The 22,865-nt window shown below is 64.9% G+C and carries 16 protein-coding genes; 6 read left to right on the top strand and 10 right to left on the bottom strand.

The window, feature by feature from the left end; all coding sequences use genetic code 11:
• Positions 1–13: 13 nt before the first annotated feature.
• Positions 14–5,284 (bottom strand): fibronectin type III domain-containing protein, encoded by a 5,271-nt coding sequence (locus ABE493_RS06785; RefSeq protein ID WP_346498182.1) that lies wholly within the window; start codon positions 5,282–5,284, stop codon positions 14–16.
• Between the two features lie 1,036 nt (positions 5,285–6,320).
• Positions 6,321–7,547, bottom strand: coding sequence for an acetylornithine transaminase (locus ABE493_RS06780; RefSeq protein WP_346498211.1), 1,227 nt, complete (start codon positions 7,545–7,547; stop codon positions 6,321–6,323).
• A gap of 70 nt (positions 7,548–7,617) precedes the next feature.
• Between ABE493_RS06780 and ABE493_RS06775 the strand changes: the two genes are divergently transcribed.
• On the top strand, positions 7,618–8,481 hold the full coding sequence (locus ABE493_RS06775) for an ion transporter (protein ID WP_346498181.1): 864 nt from the start codon (positions 7,618–7,620) through the stop codon (positions 8,479–8,481).
• Positions 8,482–8,667: 186 nt separating this feature from the next.
• Here the strand turns inward: ABE493_RS06775 and ABE493_RS06770 are convergent, their stop codons facing one another.
• Positions 8,668–9,483 carry an SDR family oxidoreductase gene (locus ABE493_RS06770; protein ID WP_346498180.1) on the bottom strand — a complete coding sequence of 272 codons (816 nt, stop codon included), beginning with the start codon at positions 9,481–9,483 and terminating at the stop codon, positions 8,668–8,670.
• 142 nt (positions 9,484–9,625) lie between these two features.
• Between ABE493_RS06770 and ABE493_RS06765 the strand changes: the two genes are divergently transcribed.
• A complete protein-coding gene (locus ABE493_RS06765) occupies positions 9,626–10,303 on the top strand; it encodes a hypothetical protein (RefSeq protein WP_346498179.1) in 678 nt (225 codons plus the stop codon).
• A 61-nt stretch (positions 10,304–10,364) separates the two neighbouring features.
• Here ABE493_RS06765 and ABE493_RS06760 read toward each other — a convergent pair whose 3' ends face one another.
• Together ABE493_RS06760 and ABE493_RS06755 are read right to left on the bottom strand one after the other, a co-directional pair.
• On the bottom strand, positions 10,365–10,907 hold the full coding sequence (locus ABE493_RS06760) for a DUF2867 domain-containing protein (protein WP_346498178.1): 543 nt from the start codon (positions 10,905–10,907) through the stop codon (positions 10,365–10,367).
• The gene (locus tag ABE493_RS06755) at positions 10,904–11,566 is read right to left on the bottom strand and encodes a serine/threonine protein kinase (protein WP_346498177.1); all 663 of its coding nucleotides are present in this window, start codon (positions 11,564–11,566) and stop codon (positions 10,904–10,906) included. The genes ABE493_RS06760 and ABE493_RS06755 overlap by 4 nt, the downstream gene beginning before the upstream one ends.
• Positions 11,567–11,692: 126 nt before the next feature.
• Here ABE493_RS06755 and ABE493_RS06750 point away from each other — a divergent pair, with 126 nt between their 5' ends.
• A complete protein-coding gene (locus ABE493_RS06750) occupies positions 11,693–13,690 on the top strand; it encodes a bifunctional DedA family/phosphatase PAP2 family protein (protein ID WP_346498176.1) in 1,998 nt (665 codons plus the stop codon).
• 583 nt (positions 13,691–14,273) lie between these two features.
• Here the strand turns inward: ABE493_RS06750 and ABE493_RS06745 are convergent.
• From ABE493_RS06745 to ABE493_RS06735, 3 genes are all read right to left on the bottom strand, one after another.
• A complete protein-coding gene (locus ABE493_RS06745) occupies positions 14,274–14,882 on the bottom strand; it encodes an LON peptidase substrate-binding domain-containing protein (RefSeq protein WP_346498175.1) in 609 nt (202 codons plus the stop codon).
• Between the two features lie 131 nt (positions 14,883–15,013).
• Positions 15,014–16,378: a UDP-N-acetylmuramate:L-alanyl-gamma-D-glutamyl-meso-diaminopimelate ligase gene (gene mpl / locus ABE493_RS06740; RefSeq protein ID WP_346498210.1), complete on the bottom strand. Its 1,365-nt coding sequence runs from the start codon at positions 16,376–16,378 to the stop codon at positions 15,014–15,016.
• 330 nt (positions 16,379–16,708) lie between these two features.
• Positions 16,709–17,272, bottom strand: coding sequence for an adenylate kinase (locus tag ABE493_RS06735; protein WP_346498174.1), 564 nt, complete (start codon positions 17,270–17,272; stop codon positions 16,709–16,711).
• Positions 17,273–17,414: 142 nt separating this feature from the next.
• Here ABE493_RS06735 and ABE493_RS06730 point away from each other — a divergent pair, with 142 nt between their 5' ends.
• Together ABE493_RS06730 and ABE493_RS06725 are read left to right on the top strand one after the other, a co-directional pair.
• Positions 17,415–18,671: a 6-phosphofructokinase gene (locus ABE493_RS06730; protein ID WP_346498173.1), complete on the top strand. Its 1,257-nt coding sequence runs from the start codon at positions 17,415–17,417 to the stop codon at positions 18,669–18,671.
• 242 nt (positions 18,672–18,913) lie between these two features.
• The gene (locus ABE493_RS06725) at positions 18,914–19,042 is read left to right on the top strand and encodes a hypothetical protein (protein WP_346498172.1); all 129 of its coding nucleotides are present in this window, start codon (positions 18,914–18,916) and stop codon (positions 19,040–19,042) included.
• A 19-nt stretch (positions 19,043–19,061) separates the two neighbouring features.
• Here ABE493_RS06725 and ABE493_RS06720 read toward each other — a convergent pair whose 3' ends face one another.
• Positions 19,062–19,568, bottom strand: a complete 507-nt coding sequence (locus tag ABE493_RS06720) for a hypothetical protein (RefSeq protein ID WP_346498171.1) — start codon at positions 19,566–19,568, stop codon at positions 19,062–19,064.
• A gap of 241 nt (positions 19,569–19,809) precedes the next feature.
• Between ABE493_RS06720 and ABE493_RS06715 the strand changes: the two genes are divergently transcribed.
• Positions 19,810–21,837 carry a sodium-translocating pyrophosphatase gene (locus tag ABE493_RS06715; protein WP_346498170.1) on the top strand — a complete coding sequence of 676 codons (2,028 nt, stop codon included), beginning with the start codon at positions 19,810–19,812 and terminating at the stop codon, positions 21,835–21,837.
• A gap of 320 nt (positions 21,838–22,157) precedes the next feature.
• Here ABE493_RS06715 and ABE493_RS06710 read toward each other — a convergent pair whose 3' ends face one another.
• Positions 22,158–22,826, bottom strand: coding sequence for a glutaminyl-peptide cyclotransferase (locus ABE493_RS06710; protein WP_346498169.1), 669 nt, complete (start codon positions 22,824–22,826; stop codon positions 22,158–22,160).
• Between the last annotated feature and the right edge of the window lie 39 nt (positions 22,827–22,865).

Below are 22,865 nucleotides of genomic sequence, written 5' to 3'. Positions count from 1 at the left end.
GCGTTGTTGTTGATCACCTGGGCTGAGCACCCGATGGGGCGCTACAGCGCATGGAAGAAACGCGACAGGGACGCGAAGAACCGCCGGCCTGTTGCACGCCCCCTTCATCGCTGTACATCGGCACATCTGCACCCTGCTGCCCAAAGCGCACCTGCAAGCCGATGCTGTTGCTGCGCATCGCATTGCGACCCTGCTCGTGGCCCAGCAGCAACGAGAACATCCAGCCGCTGTCCAGTTGCAGGTCCATACCTGCCCCCAGCGCCAGCATGTCGTCGTTGTAGCTGCGCATCGCCAGCACGTAGTCCGTGCTCTGCGGGCGCTGCAGGTAGTTCATGGCGACATCACTGCGGTTTTCCAGTGCGCTGCGGTATTCGATGCGCCAGTGCGGGCGCCAGTTCAAACGCTCGCGCTTGAACGCCAGGCTGCCTTCCAGGCCCACTGCCAGCGCGCTGTTGTCCACCTTCTGCCGGCCATAGGCCAGGTCATAGATGCCCAACCCCTGCTCCCGATAGCCATCGAGCGTGGCGCGGTGGCCGTCATAGCGCCCATAACCGGTCAGGGTCATGCCCGCGGCGTTGCGGTGTTCATAGCCGAGCGTCAGCGAACCGAACCACTGGTCGCCGTTGCGCGATGCCTGCGCGCTGGCGTTGGCCGGTTCGCTCCAGCGGGTCAGATCGAAGTCCAGCTGGCCGTTGGCCAGCAGGCCATCCACAAACAGGTGCTCGCCCAGCCGCCACAGGCCGTAGGCGGCCAGCGAACGCTGGTCTGCATCAACCTTGGACGGGGTGCCATCGAAGTCGGTGCCCTGCTTGCCCCAACTGCCGGCCATGCCAAGCAACAGGTCTTCACCCACCGCGCGGTCGGCGCCGAGCGTGATACCGCCGGTGTTGAAGTCGAAACCACCGCCGCTGCGGCCATTGCGACCGGCCTTGCCGAAGGTCGCCGTACCAGCCAGCCACAATCCCCAACCCTCGGGCAGGGCCGGCAGCGCCGTCTCGGCCACACGGCCAACCGGCACCGACAACCCTGGGACGCCCCGGCTGCCGGCATAGGCCAGCGCGAAGTTGACGTTGCTGGCGTTGTGGCCACTGCGCACCTGGCGCAGACGGTCACGGATGTTGTCGCCCTGCACCTGCGCAAAGCGCACGCTGGCATCAACCTGCGCCTGGATACCGCCGCTGACCTGCGCATCCAGCGTCGGGTCGGGACGTGGGCTGACCACCAGCGTCAGCATCACCGCGCCGGTGAGGAAGTTGGGGGTAGCCGCCTGGGTGGCGGTCAGCGTGGCGCTGCCTTCGCCGACCAGGCTGACGGTGCGGCCGTTGACCGTAGCCACCGCCGGGTTGCTGCTGGTGAAGGTGAACGCACCAGAGCTGTTGCTCTGCGGCAGGGGCAGCTCGAAATCGGCCTCGCCGTATACCTTCTGCAGGTCGCCGATCCAGCTCAGGGCCGGTGCGGCCAGCAGTTCCTGCGCGCTGTCCGACTCACCTTCGCCGGCCGTGTTGTAGGCCGCCACGGTGAACACATAGCTCACGCCGTCGGCCAGCCCCTGCACCAGGATCGGCGAGCCGCTGCCGGTGGTCGTGACCACGCCCGGTGTGCCGGCCGCACGCAGGCTCATCGCGCGGATGGCCGGTGCCGCCGTGCCCTGCGGCGTGGCAGTGACGCGGTAGCCGTCGATGATCGCGCCACCGCTGAACGTCGGCGGCGCGAACGCCACACTGACCCGCCCCGATCCCTGCGGCGTCAGCGTCTGGATGGCGGGCATGCCTGGCGGCACCGCTTCAATCCGGAACGTGCGCGAAGCCGAGGCCGGGCGATGGCTGGCATCGCCGGCCTGCTCAACAACCAAGGTGCAGTCACCTGCCAGCACAAAGGCCAGCTGACCCTCGGCCGTGACCGTGCACACCGCCGGCGTCTGCGAACTGAACGTCAACGGCAAGCCGGAGTCGGTGCGGGCGGACAACACCGGCAGCTTGTCGAAAGGCTGTGTGCCCACCGCGTCGAAGGTCACTTCCTGCAACACCTGCGGCACCACCGGAGCCGACGGCGCCGACGTCGTGCTGTCGCCGGCCTGGCCGGTGGCGCTGACGGTGAAGGTATAGCTCACCCCATCGGTCAGACCGGTCACCTTGATCGGCGAGCTCGTGCCGCTGGCGGTGATGCCGCCCGGCTGTGCGGTCACCACGTAGGTGATGGTTTCGCCGGTGGCGGCCGAGGGCGTGAAGGCAACTTCCACTGCGCCCGAACCAACCACGGTCACTGCCCCCGGTACCGGGGTCGCCGGCACCACTGCGGTCACGTTGAACGTCTGCGTCACTGATGCCGCCTGGTGGCTGGCATCGCCGTCCTGATGGGCCGTTACCGTGCAGCTGCCGGCACTGCTGAAGCTCAACAGGCCATCAGCGGTGACCGCGCATACTGCCGGCGTCGAGGCGACAAAGCGCAGCAGCAGCCCCGAATCCACCGAGGCCACCAGCGTCGGCGTGGTGCCGAAAACCTGTGCACCCGGGTTGGCGAAAGCGATGAGCTGGGGTGCCATCGTGGTGACGGTGTTGGAGGCCGCCGACGACGCGCCGGTGCCCGTGCTGTTGGTCGCGGTCACGCTGAAGGTGTAGCTCTTGCCCGTACCCAGGCCGCTGATGGTGATCGGCGAGCTCGTACCGCTGCCGGTCACCCCGTCCGGATTGGAAGTGACCGTGTAATCGGTGATTGCCGCGCCGCCGTCGCTGGCCGGCGCGGTGAACGCCACTGCCACCTGCCCTACGCCGGTCACCGTGACCGTGCCGACTATCGGTGCGCCAGGTAACACCGCGTTGACGGTGAAGGACTGGCTGACCTGGCTCGCTGCAAGATGACTGCCACTACCGGCCTGGTCGGCGTTGATGGTGCAGGTGCCGGCGGTGACAAAGGTCAGCGCACCGCCGCTGGTGATCGTGCACACCCCGGTTGTGGACGAGGTGAACGTCGGGGTCAGCCCCGAATCGGAGCTCGCGCTCAGCGTCGGCGTGGTGCCGAAGTTCTGCGCACCGGGGTTGTTGAAGGTGATCGTCTGGGTCGCTGCCGGGATGACACTGTTGGACGCGTTTGACGAAGGCCCGGTGCCGGCGCTGTTGGTCGCGGTGACGGTGAACGTGTAGGCCTGCCCGTTGGTCAGGCCGGTGACCACGATCGGCGAGGCCGCACCGTTTACCGGCGCCACGTCCGCCGGGCTGACGGTCACCGTGTAGCCGGTGATGAGGGTGCCGCCGCTATTGGCCGGTGCGGCAAAGGCTACGCTGACCTGGGTGCCGCCCGGGGTGGCCGTACCGATGGTCGGCGCGCCGGGAACGATCGCGTTGACGGGGAACGACTGGCTGACCTGGGGCGCCGCCAGATAGCTGCCGTTGCCGATCTGGTTGGCATTGATGGTGCAGCTGCCGGCGCTGATGAAGGTCAGCGCGCCGCCGCCGGTAATCGTGCACACGCCGGTGCTGGCCGAGGAGAACGATGGGGTCAGCCCCGAATCGGAGGTCGCGCTCAGCACAGGCGTGGTGCCGAAGTTCTGCGCACCGGGGTTGCTGAAGGTGATCTTCTGGGCCGCTGCCGGGATGACACTGTTGGACGCGCTTGACGAAGCACCGTTGCCGGCGCTGTTGGTCGCGGCGACGGTGAAGGTATAGCTGACCCCGTTGGTCAGGCCGGTAACGGTGATTGGCGAACTGGAGCCGGTGCCGGTAGCGCCGCCCGGATTGGCAGTGACGGTGTAGCCGTTGGGGCTGATGGCCGCCCCCCCGGTGGAGGCCGGCGCGCTGAAGGTCACCGTGGCCTGGGTGTCCCCGGCCGTTGCGGTGCCGATGGTCGGCGCATCGGGGGCGATGGCGCTGACGGTGAAGCTGTGGGTGACCGTGGTGGCGGCATTGGTGAAACTGTTGCCGGCCTGGTCGGCGTCGATGGTGCAGGTGCCAGCGGTGACGAAAGTCAGCGCGCCGCCGGAGGTGGTCGTGCACACGCCGGTCGTGGACGAGCTGAAGACAACCGCGAGCCCGGAGCTGGCCGAAGCACTCAGGGTCGGCGTGGCGCCGAAGTTGTAGCTGGTGGGTTGCGCAAAGGTGATGGTCTGGTTGCCCTTGGGCGTGGCCGCGTTCGACGCGGCCGAAGCCACGCTGGTGCCGGTGGCATTGGTGGCCGTCACGGTGAACGTATAGCCGGTGCCGTTGCTGAGACCGGTAATGGTGGCGGTGCACGCCGCCGGCCCGGCGCAGGTGCCAAACGCGCCACCGGGGCTGGCGGTAGCGGTGTAGGTGGTGATGGCCGAGCCGCCGTTGCTGCCCGGCGCGGTGAAGGTCACCGTGGCCTGGCCGTCGCCAGCCGTCGCCGTGCCGATGGTCGGCGCGCCCGGCGCGGTAGCAAAGGCAACGGTATGGGCGGCGCCGGAGGTGAACGCGGCCACGCCGGTGTTGCCGACCGGGTCGGCAATGTTGGTGGAAGCTTTGAGGTCAAGCTTGAGCGTGCCGTTGCCACTGATCGAGGCGACGGTGACGTCGTACATCGTGCCGCTCGAGGCCGACACGACGGCGATGCTGCCGGATGCGGTCCCGGTAGCCGTCAGGGTGAAGTCGTCCATGGAGACGCCGCTCACCGGCTCGCTGAAGGCCACAGTGAAGGCTATCGAGCTGTCGGTGCTGGCGGGCGAACCGCTGATCGTGATGCCGGTGACACTGGGTGCCACGCCGTCGATGACAAGGTTCTTGTTCGCGCCCAGCGAACCGGCCGTGGCGGGCGAAGGCAGGATGAGCACCGCATTGTTAACTGCCGCGTCCTTGATGCTGCCGCCGTTCAAGGACAGCGAGTTGCTGGCCACGTAATCCAGGTCGGGGGTGCTGTCACCGGCCTGCACGGTGTAGCTGAAGGTCAGCGTGCTGGTGCCACTGCCGCTGGCGTAGTTGATCACCCGGTCGATCGCACCGGTTTCCAGAATCAGCTGCGGCGTTCCGGTGACCGTCACCGCGTCGCTGAAATTGACCTGGACGGAAACAACATCGCCGATTTTGTAGCTGCCGTTGGCGGTGCTGGAAGTGACGTTGGTGACGGTGGGCGCGGTGGTGTCAGCAGCGGTGGCGAACACGAACTGGTCGAAAATAACGTCAAAACCGCCCGGACCGGACGTAATGACGACCTTGTCGACATTGCCGAAGACGGACGGATCCAAGCTCACGGTGTACTTGCCGACAAATGCCCCGAACCCTGGCCCCGTGGACTGGGCACCGACCGGCACACCATCCTTGTAGCCCACGATATTCATGATCCCCCCCGCGAGGGAGTCAATTAATTCGACGTAGAACCCCGTGAAGCTGAATTCGTTTCCGGACACCGTCTCGACGCTGACGGTCGCGTCGAGACCTAACCACTGCGCATACAAAGCGGGAGACCCGTCCTTGCCAGAAACAGATAGCTGCAACCAGTTGCTGGCGCTATGAGTGATCCTGAAATCGCCCTGGTTGAACTCGGTTGAGCCATGATCCTTAAGCTCCGCGAAGCCTGAGGAGTTGAAGTCGATTGTCACCGGCGCGGGAATCGACGCCGCCTGTGCACCGGATGCAAGGCAAGCGGACAAGAGCAAGGCCACGGGTACTCGGCACAAGCGCCGGAAGGCCTTTCCGAACGGGAAAAAAGTTAGCTTCGACACGTGGTCCCCTGGGTGACGCAATATGGAGTGGCGCGCACTGGCGCCTTGATGTGGCGGTTCAGTTTCATTTCCGGCCGGCGTGCCATCAGCGACGCCTTCCTGGAAGCCTGCTCATACATGGAATAGCGGCGCGCAAAGCCGCCTCTGAAGGCCGCGACCCGCAGAAAATGCAATGCGAAATTCATACGCTGACGTCTACACAAGTACCCGCCAGCCACGGGCAAGCAGCGAAGTTCAGATCCGCTGCATCCCAAGACACCAGCCCCTGTTTGATATTTACAAGACAACACGGAAAGTCACCGATGTGGCTTCCCGCCCTAGCCCTGCCCCTCTGCTGAAAGCACACGCCCATGCCCGCTAGGGCACTGCGCATCCGATCTGACGACGGCATCCGGCGCAGGCATATCAAACCTCGACAGCAGCCAGCCTGGGCAGCACAGAACAGTTGAAACGGACAGCAATCAGCCGACGGCGATGCCTGGCCGCATTCTAGAATGCAAACGTAAGAGCGGCTGTTCCCCCAGCGACACATGCCGACGACGGAGCGCCCAGCCCAGACTGAGCGCCCCCATTGGACAACCCCTCTCCCCGCCGGAGAAGCCAAGCTGCAGCAGGCCGCTCACCCGGCCTGCGCGAGCTGTGCAAGCCTGACTCAGCGCGACGCCATATACGCCGCAATCGCTTCACGCACGCGCTTGATGCCTTCTGCGAGTTCTTCATCGCTGATGTTCAGCGCCGGCACGAAGCGCAGCACGCTGGTGCCGGCCTGCAGGATAAGCACCTGCTTTTCAGCGGCCAGATCCAACAGCACGCCGATATCAGCCACGTACTCGGGCTTGAGCACCGCGCCCAACATCAGGCCCATGCCACGCACTTGTTCGAATACACCGAACTCTTCGCCGATGGCTTCCAGCCCCGCTTTCAGCGCAGCCGACTGGCGAACCACGTTGGCCTTGATCTCGTCGGAAGCCAGCTTGCGCAGCGCCACGCGGGCCACCGCCGCCGCCAGCGGATTGCCACCGAAGGTGCTGCCGTGCGCGCCCACGCCCATGATGTCGGCAACCTTGGGGCCGGCCAGCATCGCGCCGATCGGGAAACCGCCGCCCAGTGCCTTGGCCAGGGTGACGATGTCCGGGGTCACGCCCCAGTGCCAATGCGCGAACAGCTCGCCGGTGCGGCCCATGCCGACCTGGATTTCATCCAGCACCAGCAGCGCGTCGTGCTGGTCGCACAGCTCACGGGCGCGACGCATGAACTCGGCCGAGGCAGGCATCACCCCGCCTTCGCCCTGCACCGGTTCGAACATCACTGCGGCCACGTCGCCGCCGGCCATCGCTTCTTCAAGCTGGGCCACGTCGTTGAAATCGACATAACGGAAGCCACCGGGCAGCGGCTCGTAGCCTTCCTGGTACTTCGGCTGTGCGGTAGCGGTCACCGTCGCCAGGGTGCGGCCGTGGAAACTGCCGCGGAAGGTCACGATGAAACGCTTGTCCGGGCCACGGTCCTGCGCACTGGCCCACTTGCGCACCAGCTTGATCGCCACTTCGTTGGCTTCGGCGCCGGAGTTGCACAGGAACACGCGCTTGGCGAAACGCGAGGCCTCCACCAGCTCCTGCGCCAGGTGCAGCGGCGGCTCGCTGTAGAACATGTTGCTGGTGTGCCACAGCTTGTTGGCCTGTTCGAACAACGCGGCCTTCAGGTCCGGGTTGTTGTGACCCAGGCTGCACACGGCGATGCCGGCGGCCAGGTCGATGAACTCACGGCCCTGCGTATCCCACAGTCGCGCGCCCTGGCCTCGCTCCAGCACCAGCTGGCGCGGGCGATAGACCGGCAGGTAGTAATTGGACAGGGACAACAGCGGCTCGACGACAGCGGTCATGGCGTTCCAGATCAGTGGGTATGAATGTGCCATTGTCCTCCATTCCACGGGGCTGCGGCACAATGGGCACATGCGACTGTTCTCTGCCCCCCAACTGAACCCGGCCAGCGACAGCGGTTGGCGCCGCCGCTGGTTCGACATCATCCACCGTACCGATACCCCGCCCTCGCGGCGTTTCGACCTGCTGCTGGTCTGGGCCATCCTCATCAGCGTGCTGGTGGTGATGTTCGACAGCGTGCAACGCATCCACGTGGCCTGGGCCACCGGCTTCTATGTCGTCGAATGGGGCTTCACCCTGCTGTTCACCGCCGAGTACGTGCTGCGCCTGCTGGTGGTGCGGCGGCCCCTGCGTTATGCGTTCAGCATCTGGGGCATCATCGACCTGCTGGCGATCCTGCCCTCCTATATTTCCTTCTTCATCCCCGGCACGCAGAGCCTGCTGGTGGTGCGTGTGCTGCGCCTGCTGCGGGTATTCCGCATCCTCAAGCTGACCCGCTACATCGAGGAAAGCGGCGTGCTGATGGCGGCACTGTGGCGCAGCCGGCGCAAGATCCTGCTGTTCCTGTCGATGGTGGTGACCATCGCCATCATCGCCGGCGCCTTGATGTATGTGATCGAAGGCCCGCAATACGGCTTCAGCAACATCCCGACCAGCATGTACTGGGCGGTGGTGACGATGGCCACGGTCGGCTTTGGCGACATCGTCCCGCATACCACGCTGGGCCGCTTCATCACCTCGGCGCTGATCCTGATCGGCTACAGCATCCTGGCCGTGCCCACCGGCATCTACACCGCCGAGCTGGCCGGCAACATGCTGCGCGAAAGCCGCCACGACAACCGTGGCTGCACGGTCTGCGGGCATGAAGGCCATGAGTTCAAAGCGCAGTACTGCAACCGCTGCGGGCATGAACTGCCGGAGCACATCGAGCACTGAGCCGCTCCGCGCAGGCTGTAGGAGCGGCGTAAGCCGCGAAGCTGCTGATGCTGGAACTGGCCTGAAAACCAACCCCTCCCCAACCCTCCCCTACGCCTACGGCGCAAGGGAGGGAGCGTAGTGCCGAGCATGGCTCGGCATTACAGGGCTCCCCCCTTGTGCCTTCAGCGCAAGGGGGCGAGGCAATCAGAGAAACAGGTCCGGCATCAATGGACGCGACGGGTCCATCGCATAACCTGACAAATCGGTGATGCCTGCTTCGGCCAGCACCTCGTCGTCCAGCAGGAACTGCCCACTGAAACCGGCCGCGGTCCGGGTCAACACCGCATGCGCGGCATCGGCCATGATCTCCGGCTTGCGGCAGCCGCTCACATCCACGCCGGGAATCATGTTGATCGCGTCAGTGGCGATCACCGTGCGCGGCCACAATGCATTCACCGCCACGCCCTGCGGGCCGAACTCCGCAGCCAAGCCCAAGGTGACGAAACTCATGCCCATCTTGGCCAGGGTGTAACCCGTATGCGGCGCCCACCATTTCGGGTCCAGGCTGGGCGGCGGTGCCAAGGTGAGGATATGCGGGTTCGGCGCCTGCAGCAGGTGCGGCAGGCAGGCCTGTGCGCACAGGAAACTGCCGCGTGCGTTGACCTGCTGCATCAGGTCGAAACGCTTCATCGGCGTCTGCAGGGTGCCGCGCAACCAGATTGCCGAAGCATTGTTGACCAGGATGTCGATGCCACCGAAGGTATCCACGGTGGCCGCCACCGCTGCATTGACCTGTTCTTCTTCGCGGATGTCGCACTTCAATGCCAGGCCCTGCCCACCGGCGGCATTGACCGCTGCGGCAGCGCTGTGGATGGTGCCCGGCAACTTCGGATTGGGGACCGCCGACTTGGCCGCGATGGCGACATTGGCACCGTCGCGCGCCGCGCGCAGGGCAATGGCCAGGCCGATACCGCGTGAAGCGCCGGTGATGAAAAGGGTCTTGCCTTGCAAGCTGCTCATACGCACTCCAGAACCGGTAAGAAAGCAATCGGCATTATGCCGATACCGGCCTTCCCGCACAGTCCCGCCAGGCGTTTCATCAGCGACATTTTGCGTTCATGCGCGATGTCGATACTGGTGCGATATCGCGCAGGGATTCCCGATGAAAACGCTGCTTCAAGCTTCACCCTTACTGCTGGTGCTGGCCCTGGCCGCCTGCCAGAAACCGCAGCCAGCCGCGCAGACACCGCCGCCAGCCAAGGATGTCACCGCGCAGACCACCGGGCTGGGCGAGGCGGCGGCCCGCATCGGCCCCAACGCGGTCTGGCAGGGCTCGGTGGAAGCCTGTCGCAACAGCAGTACCGCCGCTGACAACTGCCTGCTGCAGACAATGCGCGATGGCGGCGCCACACCGGCTGCACTGGCCGCTGCCAGCACTTTGTCCGCGCAGGGCAAGCCCGGTTATGTCACGGCGTGGCAGAACGTCGACGGCATCGGCGTTGCCACGCTGGAGTTCCCGTTCCGCGCCAATACCAACCAGGGCACCTGGTTGGTGGATGCCAACGGCCAGGCCATCGACGTGGATGAAGATGTGCTCGACGATGCAGCGCGCGCCTCCACTGCCTACAAGGCGTTCAGCGCCAAGCATCCGGACTCCGGCCCGTTCGCCCCGGCCGTTGCCAGCGGCACCAAGCCCCTGCCCGAAGGCGGCGTGCGCCTGCTGTACAGCACGCCGCTGCGCAGCTGCCATGCCTGTGCCGACGATGGCCAGGTGACCATTGCTTACGACTTCGACAGCAAGCGCAGCTTCACAGGCAAGCAGTTGCTCGAGCTGCGCTGAGTTGCAGCCGGTCATTGGACAGGGCTTTCGGTCGCTGCCAGCCAGAACCGGCAGTGGGCCCTCAGCCGCGTGCTGGCGCTGACAACCGCCGCGCGTAAGTTTCCAGCAGACGCGGCACGATGCGCCGGTGCAACGGTGCCACCGGCAACATGTATAACCGGCCGAAGGGTCGGTGCAGATGCACCACGGTGCTCAGTTGCAGCTCGCAGCCCTCATCTGCCGGCTGCAGCTCCAGCGATAGATCCACCCGCAGGTGGCGGTCGCTGTCACCCAGCACTACGCCATCGGCCCGCAACGCCTGCAGCGTGAATATTCCCAGCCGATCCCCGCTCGCGAGCTGGGGCGGCACGTGTGTCGGCACGCTGCGTATGGCGCCCAGGTCCTTCATTCCCAGCCGCCGCATGCCCGCATTGCGCATGCGCATCAAACCGTCAAACCAGGCAGGCACCTGCCGGGCGATGTCCAGATAGGCCTGCACGGCGCTGTCGGGCCCGCGAACCAGACTGATCCGCGCGGCATGCGCGAAATGACTGCCCGGCAAAAGCGGATGCAGCAACGCGCCCGGCGAGATCTCGACCTCGTGCGCCCGCACATCACTGCTCAAGGCTTGGGCCCCTGCCCCTCGTTGTCTTCCCAATGCAGGATGCGACGGGTGACGAAACGGTAGACCGGTTTGCCGGTGGCAAACCACAGCTCACGTACCCACGAATGCCGCTTGAGCAGGCGCAACTCCACCGGGGTCAACGCCTGCCGGCAATACATGCGCTTGTGCTTGAGCAGGTGGCGCAGGTCCTCGCGCGCCAGCAGCCGCATCCAGCGCGAGCGCGGATTGCCGCACACCGCCAGCTGGAAATCGATCAAGGCCGGTGAGCCATCCTCGCGTACCAGCCAGTTGGCTTCCTTGGCCAGGTCGTTATGGGCGATGCCATGCCGGTGCACGCGTTGCAGCAGCCGGCGCGCGGCACGGAAATACGCCAGGTCACCGTGCGGCGGACGCTGGTACATGGCCGCCCCTTCCATATAACTGCGGTCCAGCCAATGCCCGTCCCAGGCCAATAGACGCGGTGTAGCCTCCATGCCATCGAGCTTGGCCAACGCCCGCGCCTCGCGCCGCGCCAGCCACCAGGCCGGCAGCCGCAGCCACAGCGGGGTCGCGCCCAGGTCGCGACGCACGAATTGCCCGTGCGGGCCCTGCATCAGCAGGATCTGCCCGAAGCTGTCAGCTTTCAGGGCAACGGGGGTAGCCGGTGAAGATTCAGTCATTGCGACATTCTAGTGCCCGCGGTGGCATTCATTGACCGGCATCGCAAGTGAACGAGAACCCTGCCGATCCACTGAACCTCCGTCGCTGCCATCGGTCTGACTGGGGCTTCCCTTTATAATCGGCAGATGAATTCTTCCTGGATCGATGCCACGCTCGCGTGGATCGCAGCCCATCCCGTCCTCGCTGGCCTGGCGATCTTCGCCATTGCCTTCTGTGATGCCGTGATCATCCTCGGTGCCATCGTGCCGGCGCTGCCGCTGATGATCGCGGTGGGTGTACTGATTGGCATGGGCGAGCTGTCCGGCCCGTATGCCGTGGTCTGCGCAACCTTGGGCGCCTTTGCCGGCGATGGCCTGAGCTATTGGGTGGGCCGTCGCTGGGGCGATCGACTGCGCGGCGTGTGGCCGTTCAGCCGCTACCCGCAGCTGCTGGACCGCGGCGAAGTCATGTTCCGCCGCAATGCCTTCAAGAGCATTCTGATCGCACGCTATGTGGGCGCGATCCGGCCGTTCGTGCCGGCCATTGCGGGCATGGCCAACATGCGTTTCAGCAGCTACCTCAAGGCCAGCGGCCTTGCCTGCCTGTCCTGGGCGGTGTTGTTCCTGCTGCCCGGCTGGGCTTTGGGGCAGGCCTACGATGCAGTGGCGGCGGTGGCCGGGCGCCTGTTCGTGGTGCTGGCACTGCTGGGCACCTTGCTGGGTCTGGTATGGGCCATCGTGCTGTACAGCTACCGCTGGTCGGCGGCGCGCATGGACGGTTGGCTGGCGCGCCTGCTGGCCTGGTCGCACCGTCACCCGCATTTCCTCGGCCACTCGCTGACCGATGTATTCGATCCCAAGCGTCGCGAGTCGGTGCCGCTGGCAATGCTGGCGCTGATGTTGCTGGTGCTGGGTTGGGGCTGGTTCGTGCTGTTGATGGTGGTGGTGGGGCACGGTGAACCGCTGGCCCTGGATCTGGCCGTACACCGGCTCATGTTGGCCTTGCGCAACCCGCTGGCCGACTACCCGATGGCGGCACTGGCGTCGCTGGGTGACTGGCAGGTGCTGTTGCCGGCAATCGCAGCCGGCATGGGTTACCTGGCCTGGCGGCGGCGCTGGATGGCGGTATTCCATTGGCTGGCGGCACTGGCCTTCGGCCTTGCGCTGACCAAGCTGCTGGGTGCCACGGTGGATGTGGTGCGGCCGCCCGCCGCCAGCAGCGGCTTTGGCTTTCCGTCGGTGGCGGTGACCATGGCCACCATCACCTTTGGTTTCTTTGCGGTGTTGATCGGCCGCGAGCTGCCCGGCCGTACCCGCGTGTGGCCGTATCTGCTGTCCGGTGCGGTGGTCACGGTGATTGGCTTTGCCCGCATCTATCTTGGCGCGCACTGGCTCAGTGATGTCATCGGCGGCATGTTGTTCGGCCTGTTCTGGCTGCTGGTGCTGGGCATCGCCTACCGCCGCCGCTTCAACCGTTCGTTCTGGGTCAAGCCGGTTGCCTGGCTGTTCTATGGCGTGTTCCTGATTGCCGGGCTCTGGTATGCACCGCGCAATGTGCCGGCCAAGCTGGCCAAATTCGAACCGGCGGCGGAGGCTCCGGCCTTGATGGATGCCTCGCACTGGTGGCAACAGGGCTGGCGCGAGCTGCCGGCACGGCGCAATGATTTCGATGACGACCAGCGTTGGCCGCTGGACGTGCAGGTGGCAGGGCCGCTGCCCGCCCTGCAGCAGCAACTCGAGCGCAACGGTTGGCACCGGCAGACGCAGGCGGGCTGGCAGGAAGCGCTGATGATGCTGGACATGAAGGCCACCCCGCAGCAGGTGCCGGTACTGCCGGCCACGCTGGACACCAATGTCGAAGCATTGCTGATGCTGCACCCCGGCGAACGCCCGGATGAAGTCTACGCACTGCGGTTATGGCCGTCCTCGGCGCGCCTGCAACCGGGGCAAACCACGGTATGGCTGGGCAGCGCACAGACCCTGCGTTACCAGCGGCACCTGAAGCTGTTTGGCATGTGGCGGCCACTGCGCGGCGTTGATCCGGCCTTGGACGCGCTCAAGCAATCGCTGGACGGACTGGAAACCCAGCAGCAGGTGCAGCCGGAGACCGGCCTGCCATTGTTGATGATCCGCGAAAAACCGTAATGCCGAGCCATGCTCGGCAGGGGCTTTCCCTGCAATCCATCACCGCACGGTGGCAGCAGCGTAAGCCGCGAAGCGCGCACCGCGCGAAGCCTCAAAAGCCACCCCTCCCCAACCCTCCCCTACGCCTTCGGCGCAAGGGAGGGAGCGTAGTGCCGAGCCATGCTCGGCAGGGGCTTTCCCAGCAATCCGGTAGTGCCGAGCCATGCTCGGCAGGGGCTTTCCCAGCAATCCATCACAACACTGTAGGAGCGGCGTAAGCCGCGAAGCGCGCACCGCGCGAAGGCTTCAAAAACTACCCATCCCCAACCCTCCCCTACGCCTTCGGCGCAAGGGAGGGAGCGTAGTGCCGAGCCGTGCTCGGTGGGGAACTGCCCAGCAATCCGGTAGTGCCGAGCCATGCTCGGCAATGGCTTTCACAGCAATCCATCACAACACTGTGGGAGCGGCGTAAGCCGCGAAGCTGGCAAGATCTGACCCCGCGCCCAGCCCGTCCGCCGGCGATATCCCGGCTTCGCGGCTTACGCCGCTCCCACAAGCTGCAATTACAAACAGCAACCGCAAACGGCGCCCAGCAACGCTCGCCCTACAAATCTTCTTCGATGGGCACATCGAGTTCGGGGATCCATTCCAGCAGGCGATTCAAGCGCTCGCGTGGATCGTTCTCCTGCACCAGCTGCAGGCGCTGGGTCTCGCGCAGCGGCAGCAACTCGGCCAGCCGCCAACCCACCCATGCGGCCTGATCCAACTGCGCCGGACCAGCAGCGGCATACGCACCGCCGACCTGTTCAAGGATGTGTTCCAACAAGGTGCCCAGCAAACCGTGCTCGGGCTGCAGCTCGTCGTCGCTGTCGCGCTCGCACCACTCCACCTCGGCCATCACCTGGCCGCTGTCACGCACGTGGGTTGCCACCACATGGAAGCGACGCGCACCGCGCAGCCGCAATACCAGCACGCCGTCGGCACCTACATCGAAATCCTCGACCACGGCCTCAACGCCCCAGGCCGCCGGGGTCGCCGGCGCGCCGACTTCCTCTCCCTCAAGTATCAGACAGACACCGAAGGTGCTGCCGTTGCGGCCGCATTCGCGCACCAGGTCCAGGTAGCGCGGTTCGAATACGCGCAGGCCCAAAGCCGCACCGGGCAACAACACCGCGTGCAGGGGAAACAAAGCAAGAGTTGACGATTGCATCATCCGGGCAACTACAGATATTCGGCAGACAGTAGCGATGGTACTCCACCGCACTGTGGCGACAATTCATCGCCCACTTCACTGCACTCAGTGCAGCGCCGGGTTGCACGCAACCCGGCTGCAATCACACCGCATCAGCCGCCTTGCAACTGCGCAAGGTAGCGCCGCGGTGCGCCATCAAAACCACCGTTGGACATGAACACCACGTGGTCGCCTGCACGCGCGACATCACCAAGTTTGACCAGCAATGCATCGGTATCGGCAACGGCCAGTGCATCACCACGCACCGCCTCGATCACCTTGGCAGCATCCCAGGGCAGCTCCGGACGGGCCAGAAACACCACTGCATCGGCGATATCCAATGACGGCGCCAAGGCCTGCGAATGCGCGCCCAGCCGCATCGAATTGCTGCGCGGCTCCATCGCCACCACGATGCGCGCAGCGCCCACCTTGGCGCGCAAGCCTTCCAGCGTGGTGTGGATGGCGGTGGGGTGATGGGCAAAGTCGTCATAGATGGTGACGCCCTGCGCCTGGCCGATGACCTCCATGCGCCGCTTGACACTATGGAAGCCCGCCAACGCAGGCGCGACGCTGGCCACATCAACGCCGACCGCGTGCGCTGCGGCCAACGCCGCCAGACCATTGAGCACGTTGTGCCGGCCCAGCAGCGACCACTCCACCGTCGCCACTTCGGTACCCCGATGCAGCACCGCGAAGACGCTGCCATCGGCATTGATCAGCCGAGCGCTCCATTCCAGCGAGTGATCGAAGCCGAAGCGTTCCACCGGCGTCCAGCAGCCCATCGCCAGCACTTCGGCCAGGTGCTTGTCTTCGCCGTTGACGATCAGGCGGCCACGGCCCGGCACGGTACGCACCAGATGATGGAACTGGCGCTGGATCGCGGCCACGTCCGGGAAGATATCGGCGTGGTCGAATTCCAGATTATTGAGGATGGCAACCAGCGGCCGGTAGTGGACGAACTTGCTGCGCTTGTCGAAGAACGCGGTGTCGTATTCGTCGGCTTCAACAACAAATTCGCGCCCCGTTCCCAACCGCGCCGACACCCCGAAATCCTCGGCCACACCGCCAATGAGGAAACCCGGCTCGCGCCCGGCCGCCTGCAGCAGATAGGCCAGGATGGTGGTGGTGGTGGTCTTGCCATGGGTACCGGCGACGGCCAGCGTGTCACGGCCGGGCAGTACCTGCTCGGACAGCCACTGCGCGCCGGAGGTATAACGACGCCCCGAGTCCAGCACCGCCTCCACCGCCGGGTTGCCGCGCGAAAGCGCGTTGCCGACCACCACTTCGTCGCAATCCGGGCTGATATTGCCGGGTAGATACCCTTGCGCCAACTTGATCCCCAGCGTTTCCAGCTGGGTGGACATGGGCGGATACACCGCCTGATCGCTGCCTTCGACCTGATGGCCAAGTTCGCGGGCCAAGGCGGCCACACCGCCCATGAAAGTACCGGCAATGCCGAGAATATGGATCTTGCTCATCCGCAGATTGTCGCCGATGCGCGCCGCCAAGGGGTAAGCCTGAAGCCGTGTAGGTGTACCCCTAACGTCTGTAGGGGATTCCCCGATACCGTCACACACGCTTCACAGTGAGAATACGTGACGCCAGCCTCAGTATCCCTCAGGTCCTACTCCCCAAGAGGCCATCCCCAGGGAGCTCATGCTGATGGGGCCGTGAGCACGCCCTTAGCTGGCTTTTACAAACGAAACGCCCGGATCCAGCTCATGGATCCGGGCGTTTCAGTATGTGCGGCGTCCTGAGCGGCCAGGCCGCTGTGCGCTGCGACGGTCACCCGCCACAGCGCGGCATCCTCAGCGCTTGATCGCCGCCAGGATGCGGGCCAGCACTTCGTCCAGCGCGCCAACACCGTCAACGCGCGCCAAGGTGCCCTTGGCAGCGTAGAAATCGATCACCGGTGCGGTGGAATCGTTGTAGACCTGCAGACGCTGACGCACCGATTCCGGATTGTCATCGGCACGGCCCTGCTCCTGGGCGCGGCCAGCGATGCGCTCGACCAGCAGTTCGGTCGGCACATCCAGCTGCACGATGGCGTCCAGCGGCTGGTTCAGCTTGGCCAGCAGCTCGCCCAGCGCATTGGCCTGGGCCACGTTGCGCGGGTAGCCGTCCAGGATGAAGCCCTTGGAGGTATCGGCCTGCGACAGGCGCGATTCCAGCATGCCCAGCAGAATATCGTCGGACACCAGGTTGCCGGCATCCATCACCGCCTTAGCCTGCTTGCCCAGTTCGGTGCCGGCGGCCACTTCGGCGCGCAGCAGGTCACCGGTGGAAATGTGCGGAACCTGCAGTTGTTCCTTCAGGCTCGTTGCCTGCGTGCCCTTGCCCGAACCGGGCGGTCCCAACAGAACCAATCGCATTCCTGACTCCCATATGTTTTGAGGAAACGGGACGGACAGCGGCGTTAGACTCATGGGCCGATTCACGCTGCACCGCAATATGTGCAGCTTACCGCATCCGGCCAATGTCCCGGAATGTCCCCCAGTCTGGAGAGTATTGCCCATGTCCAAAGGCACCCTGCTGTATGCGCAGTCCGGCGGCGTCACCGCCGTCATCAATGCCACCGCCTCGGCCGTCATCGCTGAAGCAAGATCGAAGAAAATCAAGGTGTTGGCCGCGCGCAACGGTATTCTCGGCGCGCTGCGCGAGGACTTGATCGACACCTCCAAGGAGTCGGCAGCCAACATAGCGGCGCTCGCCCACACCCCGGGCGGGGCCTTCGGCTCGTGCCGCTACAAGCTCAAGTCGCTGGATGCCGACCGCGCCAAATATGAGCGGCTGCTGGAGGTCTTCAAGGCGCATGACGTGCGCTGGTTCCTCTACAACGGCGGCAACGATTCGGCCGATACCGCACTGAAGGTTTCGCAGCTGGCCAAGGAATACGGCTACCCGCTGACCTGCGTGGGCGTGCCCAAGACCATCGACAACGACCTGGCGGTGACCGACACCTGCCCCGGCTTCGGCTCAGCCGCCAAGTACACCGCCGTGTCGGTGCGCGAAGCGGCGCTGGATGTGGCGGCAATGGCCGAAACCTCCACCCGCGTGTTCATCTACGAAGCGATGGGCCGCCACGCCGGCTGGCTGGCGGCGGCCGCCGGCCTGGCTGGCGAGAACCCCGACGATGCACCGCAGATCATCCTGCTGCCGGAGCGCGCCTATGACGAGCCGGTATTCCTGGCCAAGGTGAAGCAGGTCGTCGAGAAGGTTGGCTTCTGCGTGGTGGTGGCCAGCGAAGGCATCCACACCGCCGACGGCCAGTTCGTTGCCGACGCCGGTGGGGTCAAGGACTCCTTCGGCCATACCCAGCTCGGCGGCGTGGCCTCCTACCTGGCCGGCAAGGTCAAGGCCGAACTCGGCTACAAGGTGCATTGGACCCTGCCCGACTATCTGCAGCGCTCGGCCCGCCATATCGCCTCGAAGACCGACTGGGAACAGGCGCAGGCCGTGGGCAAGGCAGCGGTGCAGTTCGCGCTGAAGGGGCACAATTCGGTGATGCCGGTGATCGTGCGCAGCTCGGATGTGCCTTACCGCTGGAAGATCGAGGCAGCGCCGCTGTCCAAGGTTGCCAACCACGAGAAGAAGATGCCGGCCGGCTTCATCCGCAAGGATGGTTTCGGCATCACCGAGAAAGCGCGCCGCTACCTGCAGCCGCTGATCCGCGGCGAAGCGCCGCTGCCCTATGGCCGCGATGGTTTGCCCAAGTACGTGACGTTGAAGAATGTGGCAGTAGCCAAGAAGCTGGTGGGCTGGGAAGGCTAAGCAGAAAATGTAGTGCCGAGCCATGCTCGGCAGAGGCGGCTGCACTGTAGTGCCGAGCCATGCTCGGCAGAGGCTTTCCCGATAGAGCCCCAGCCGAGCATGGCTCGGCTCTACAGGTGAGGCGCTTTAGCCGAGCATGGTTCGGCGCTCCCGCTCCGGGCGCAGGCCATGACTTCAGACAGGTGTGCCGCCGCAGTCGGCGGCGCATCCTCCGCCCAGGGTCTCCACACAGGCGGTGCACCATGTTCCGCAAGATACTGATCGGGATGCTTGGTTTTTTTGCCGTCTGTGTCCTGGCCGCTGCGGGCTACCGCGTCGGCCAGCAGATCGCACAGCACGACGGCGATATCGCCCCCGCACGACAACACTGAGCTCGCAACACAGCAAGCGTCATCGGCAGGCGGCACCCTGCATTGCCAGTTTCGCGGAGTACGCCGGCAACGCCGCCAGACGACCCGCCGCAGCCTCCGCCTTGGCGTCTTCAAGATAGACACGGTTCTGGCCCTGTCCGTCCAGCGCCACCTGCTGGCCCGCCGGTTTGCGCCACACTTCAATCAGCGCCTGCTGTGAACTACAGGCCGCCGACGGTACGCGCACCACTTCGTTTAGTTTCCAACCGCTCGCCTCGCTTGGATTGACCTTGCTGGCATCCAGAAACAAGGCGCGCGGCTGGCACTGCGCGCTGGTGCGCACCAGCTGCATGTCATACGGCTGCGCCGCCGTATCCGTAAAGCGCCCTTCGATGCGGGTACAGGCTTCGGGAATCTGCCGCACGGTGTGCACTGCACCGATGGCCTGCGCTGTGGCTGCCGGGCGCTCGATCTCGGGTTTGGTGGGGGCCGCCAGCAATGGCAGCGGCAACAACACCGTCGCGGCAAGGGTAAGCAGGGCTTTCATCGGCAGCAGTTCCACAAGGACAGGCGCCGACGTTGCCACCCCTTGACTGAACCGAGCAGCAAGAAGCGGCCGCTGGCGGTGGAGACAGCTGCCAGTCATACTCGGGCGGCCTCAGAGTGTTTGAACACAGCGACACGTACCACAGCCGCATGCGGCCCGGGTCTGTTCCAGTGCTTCGATCTACCCGGCGTGTCCCCGCTTCATCCACAGCTGGATGGCATCCACCAACGCTGGAGGGGTCATGCTCGAACAGTACGGTCTTGTGCTTTCGCTTGTCTGCGCCGCTGTCGCCATCGTCTACGGCATCATCTCGGCCCAATGGGTCCTACGCCAACCTGCCGGCAATGCCCGCATGCAGGAAATCGCCGCCGCCATCCAGGAAGGCGCGCGGGCCTATCTCAACCGCCAATACCTGACCATCGCCATCGTCGGCGTGGTGCTGTTCGTCTTGGTAGGTTTCTTCCTCAGCTGGTATACGGCGATTGGGTTTGCGATCGGCGCGGTGCTGTCCGGCGCTGCCGGCTACATCGGCATGAACGTATCGGTACGCGCCAATGTGCGCACTGCCGAAGCCGCACGCAATGGCATGAGTGCAGCCATGGATGTGGCGTTCCGTGGCGGCGCGATCACCGGCATGCTGGTGGTCGGCCTGGGCCTGCTTGGCGTGGCCGGTTATTACCTGATTCTGCAACGCATGGGCCTGAGCCAGGCCGACAACCTGCACGCGCTGGTTGGGCTGGCCTTTGGCAGCTCGTTGATTTCGATCTTCGCGCGACTGGGCGGCGGCATCTTCACCAAGGGTGCGGACGTCGGTGCGGATCTGGTCGGCAAGGTCGAAGCCGGCATTCCCGAAGACGACCCGCGCAACCCGGCGGTGATCGCCGACAACGTCGGTGACAACGTCGGCGACTGCGCCGGCATGGCCGCCGATCTGTTCGAGACTTATGCGGTGACGGTGATCGCCACCATGCTGCTCGGCGGCATGATGATGGCGGAGGTTGGCCGCAATGCGGTGCTGTATCCGCTGGTGCTTGGCGGGGTATCGATCATCGCCTCGATCATCGGTGCGTTCTTCGTCAAGGTGAAGGCCGGTGGCTCGATCATGGGCGCGCTGTACAAGGGCGTGATTGTCTCCGGCGTGTTGGCGGCCATCGCCTTCTGGCCGGTAACCACGCAGCTGATGGCCGACAACAGCCACGGCGCCACCAACCTGTACATCTGCGCGCTGATCGGGCTGGTGTTGACCGGTTTGATCGTGTGGATCACCGAGTACTACACCGGCACCCAGTACAAGCCGGTGCAGCACGTGGCGCAGGCATCAACCACCGGTCACGGCACCAACATCATCGCCGGCCTCGGTGTGTCGATGAAATCCACCGCTTTGCCGGTGATTGCGGTGTGTGCGGCAATCTGGTCGGCGTTCCACTTTGGTGGCCTGTACGGTATTGCCATCGCCGCAACCGCAATGTTGTCGATGGCCGGCATGATCGTCGCGCTTGATGCCTATGGACCCATCACCGACAACGCAGGTGGCATCGCCGAAATGGCCGATCTACCGCCGGAAATCCGCAACATCACCGATCCGCTGGACGCGGTAGGCAACACCACCAAGGCGGTGACCAAGGGCTATGCGATTGGTTCGGCAGCATTGGCAGCATTGGTGCTGTTTGCCGACTACACGCACAACCTGCAGATGGCGCATCCGGGCGAAACCTTTGCCTTCGATCTGTCCGACCACACGGTGATCATCGGCCTGCTGATCGGCGGTTTGATTCCCTACCTGTTTGGCGCGATGGCGATGGAAGCCGTGGGCCGCGCGGCGGGTGCGGTGGTGGAAGAGGTACGCCGCCAGTTCCGCGAGATTCCCGGCATCATGCAAGGCACCGCCAAGCCGCAATATCACAAGGCAGTGGACATGCTGACCCGCTCGGCGATCAAGGAAATGATCGTGCCTTCGCTATTACCGGTCGCAGTACCGGTGGTGGTTGGCCTGCTGCTTGGGCCGAAGGCGCTGGGCGGTTTGTTGATCGGCACCATCGTGACCGGCCTGTTCGTGGCGATCTCGATGACCACTGGCGGCGGCGCCTGGGACAACGCCAAGAAGTACATCGAAGATGGTCACTTCGGTGGCAAGGGCAGTGAAGCCCACAAGGCTGCGGTAACTGGCGATACGGTTGGCGATCCGTACAAGGACACCGCTGGGCCGGCGATCAATCCATTGATCAAGATCATCAATATTGTCGCGTTGCTATTGGTGCCGCTGCTCTGATCGAAGCCGACTGCGCACGGCACCTTCGCCCTTCCCCCGCTCGCGGGGGAAGGGAACGGGATGGGGGCGCCGCAGGCGCAGATAAAGATCATCAATATTTTCGCGTTGCTGCTTGTGCCATTGCTGTAATCCACGCTGGCAGCGAAAAGCTGCCCTCACCCCAACCCCTCTCCCGCATGCGGGAGAGGGGCTCTCGTATCCAGCGATTGGAAGGTTGGTAGGTGTGCGGAGTGCTTCGGCAACCAGCAGCACTTGTGGGAGCGGCGTAAGCCGCGAAGCTGACATCACATCAGCTACCCGTAAAAGCACGACAACACCACTCAACGCGGCCGCTTCACCGCATACACCCGGCCGTCATCACCACCACCGCAATAGAACAACCCGCCGCCATCGGCTTCCAGCCCACTGACGCTGATGTTGTCCGGCATCTGCAGACGCTCCAGCACCTCGCCGGTATCGGCCTGCAAGCGGCGGATGTCGCTTTGCCCGCCTTCGCCGGTCGCATGCCAAAGCGCGCCATCCACCCAGGTCACGCCGGTGACGAAACGGTCCGATTCGATGGTGCGCAGGATCGCGCCATTGGCCGGATCGATCTGGTGGATTCTGCGCTGCCGGTACTGCCCTACCCATAGACTGCCTTCGGCCCAGGCCATGCCGGAATCCGTCCCTGCGCCCGGCGCGGGAATCGAAGCCAGCACCTCGCCACTACGCGGGTCAATCTTGTCGATACGTGCTTCGGCGATCTGCCAAAGATAGGTACCGTCGAATGCCGTGCCGGCGTCACAGGGCACGGCCAACGTGTGTACCGGTTCACCATTGCGCGGGTCGAACGCGACCAGCGCCGCGCCGGTCGCCGCCCAGACATTCTGTCCATCGAAGCTGACGCCATTGATGGGGTCCGAGCCGGCAAATGGCCCGTACTCGCGCACCACCTCGGCGGCATGCACACTCGCCACGGTCCTGGCCGGGCTCAGGGTTTCACTGTTCATCGCTGCAATCTCCTGGCATGTCCGCGATTGGCTGCCTGC

Source organism: Stenotrophomonas terrae (genome assembly GCF_039674165.1).
Lineage (GTDB): Bacteria > Pseudomonadota > Gammaproteobacteria > Xanthomonadales > Xanthomonadaceae > Stenotrophomonas > Stenotrophomonas terrae_A.
The sequence above is the reverse complement of the archived record's forward strand: the minus strand, read 5'-3'. Positions and strand labels throughout refer to the sequence as shown.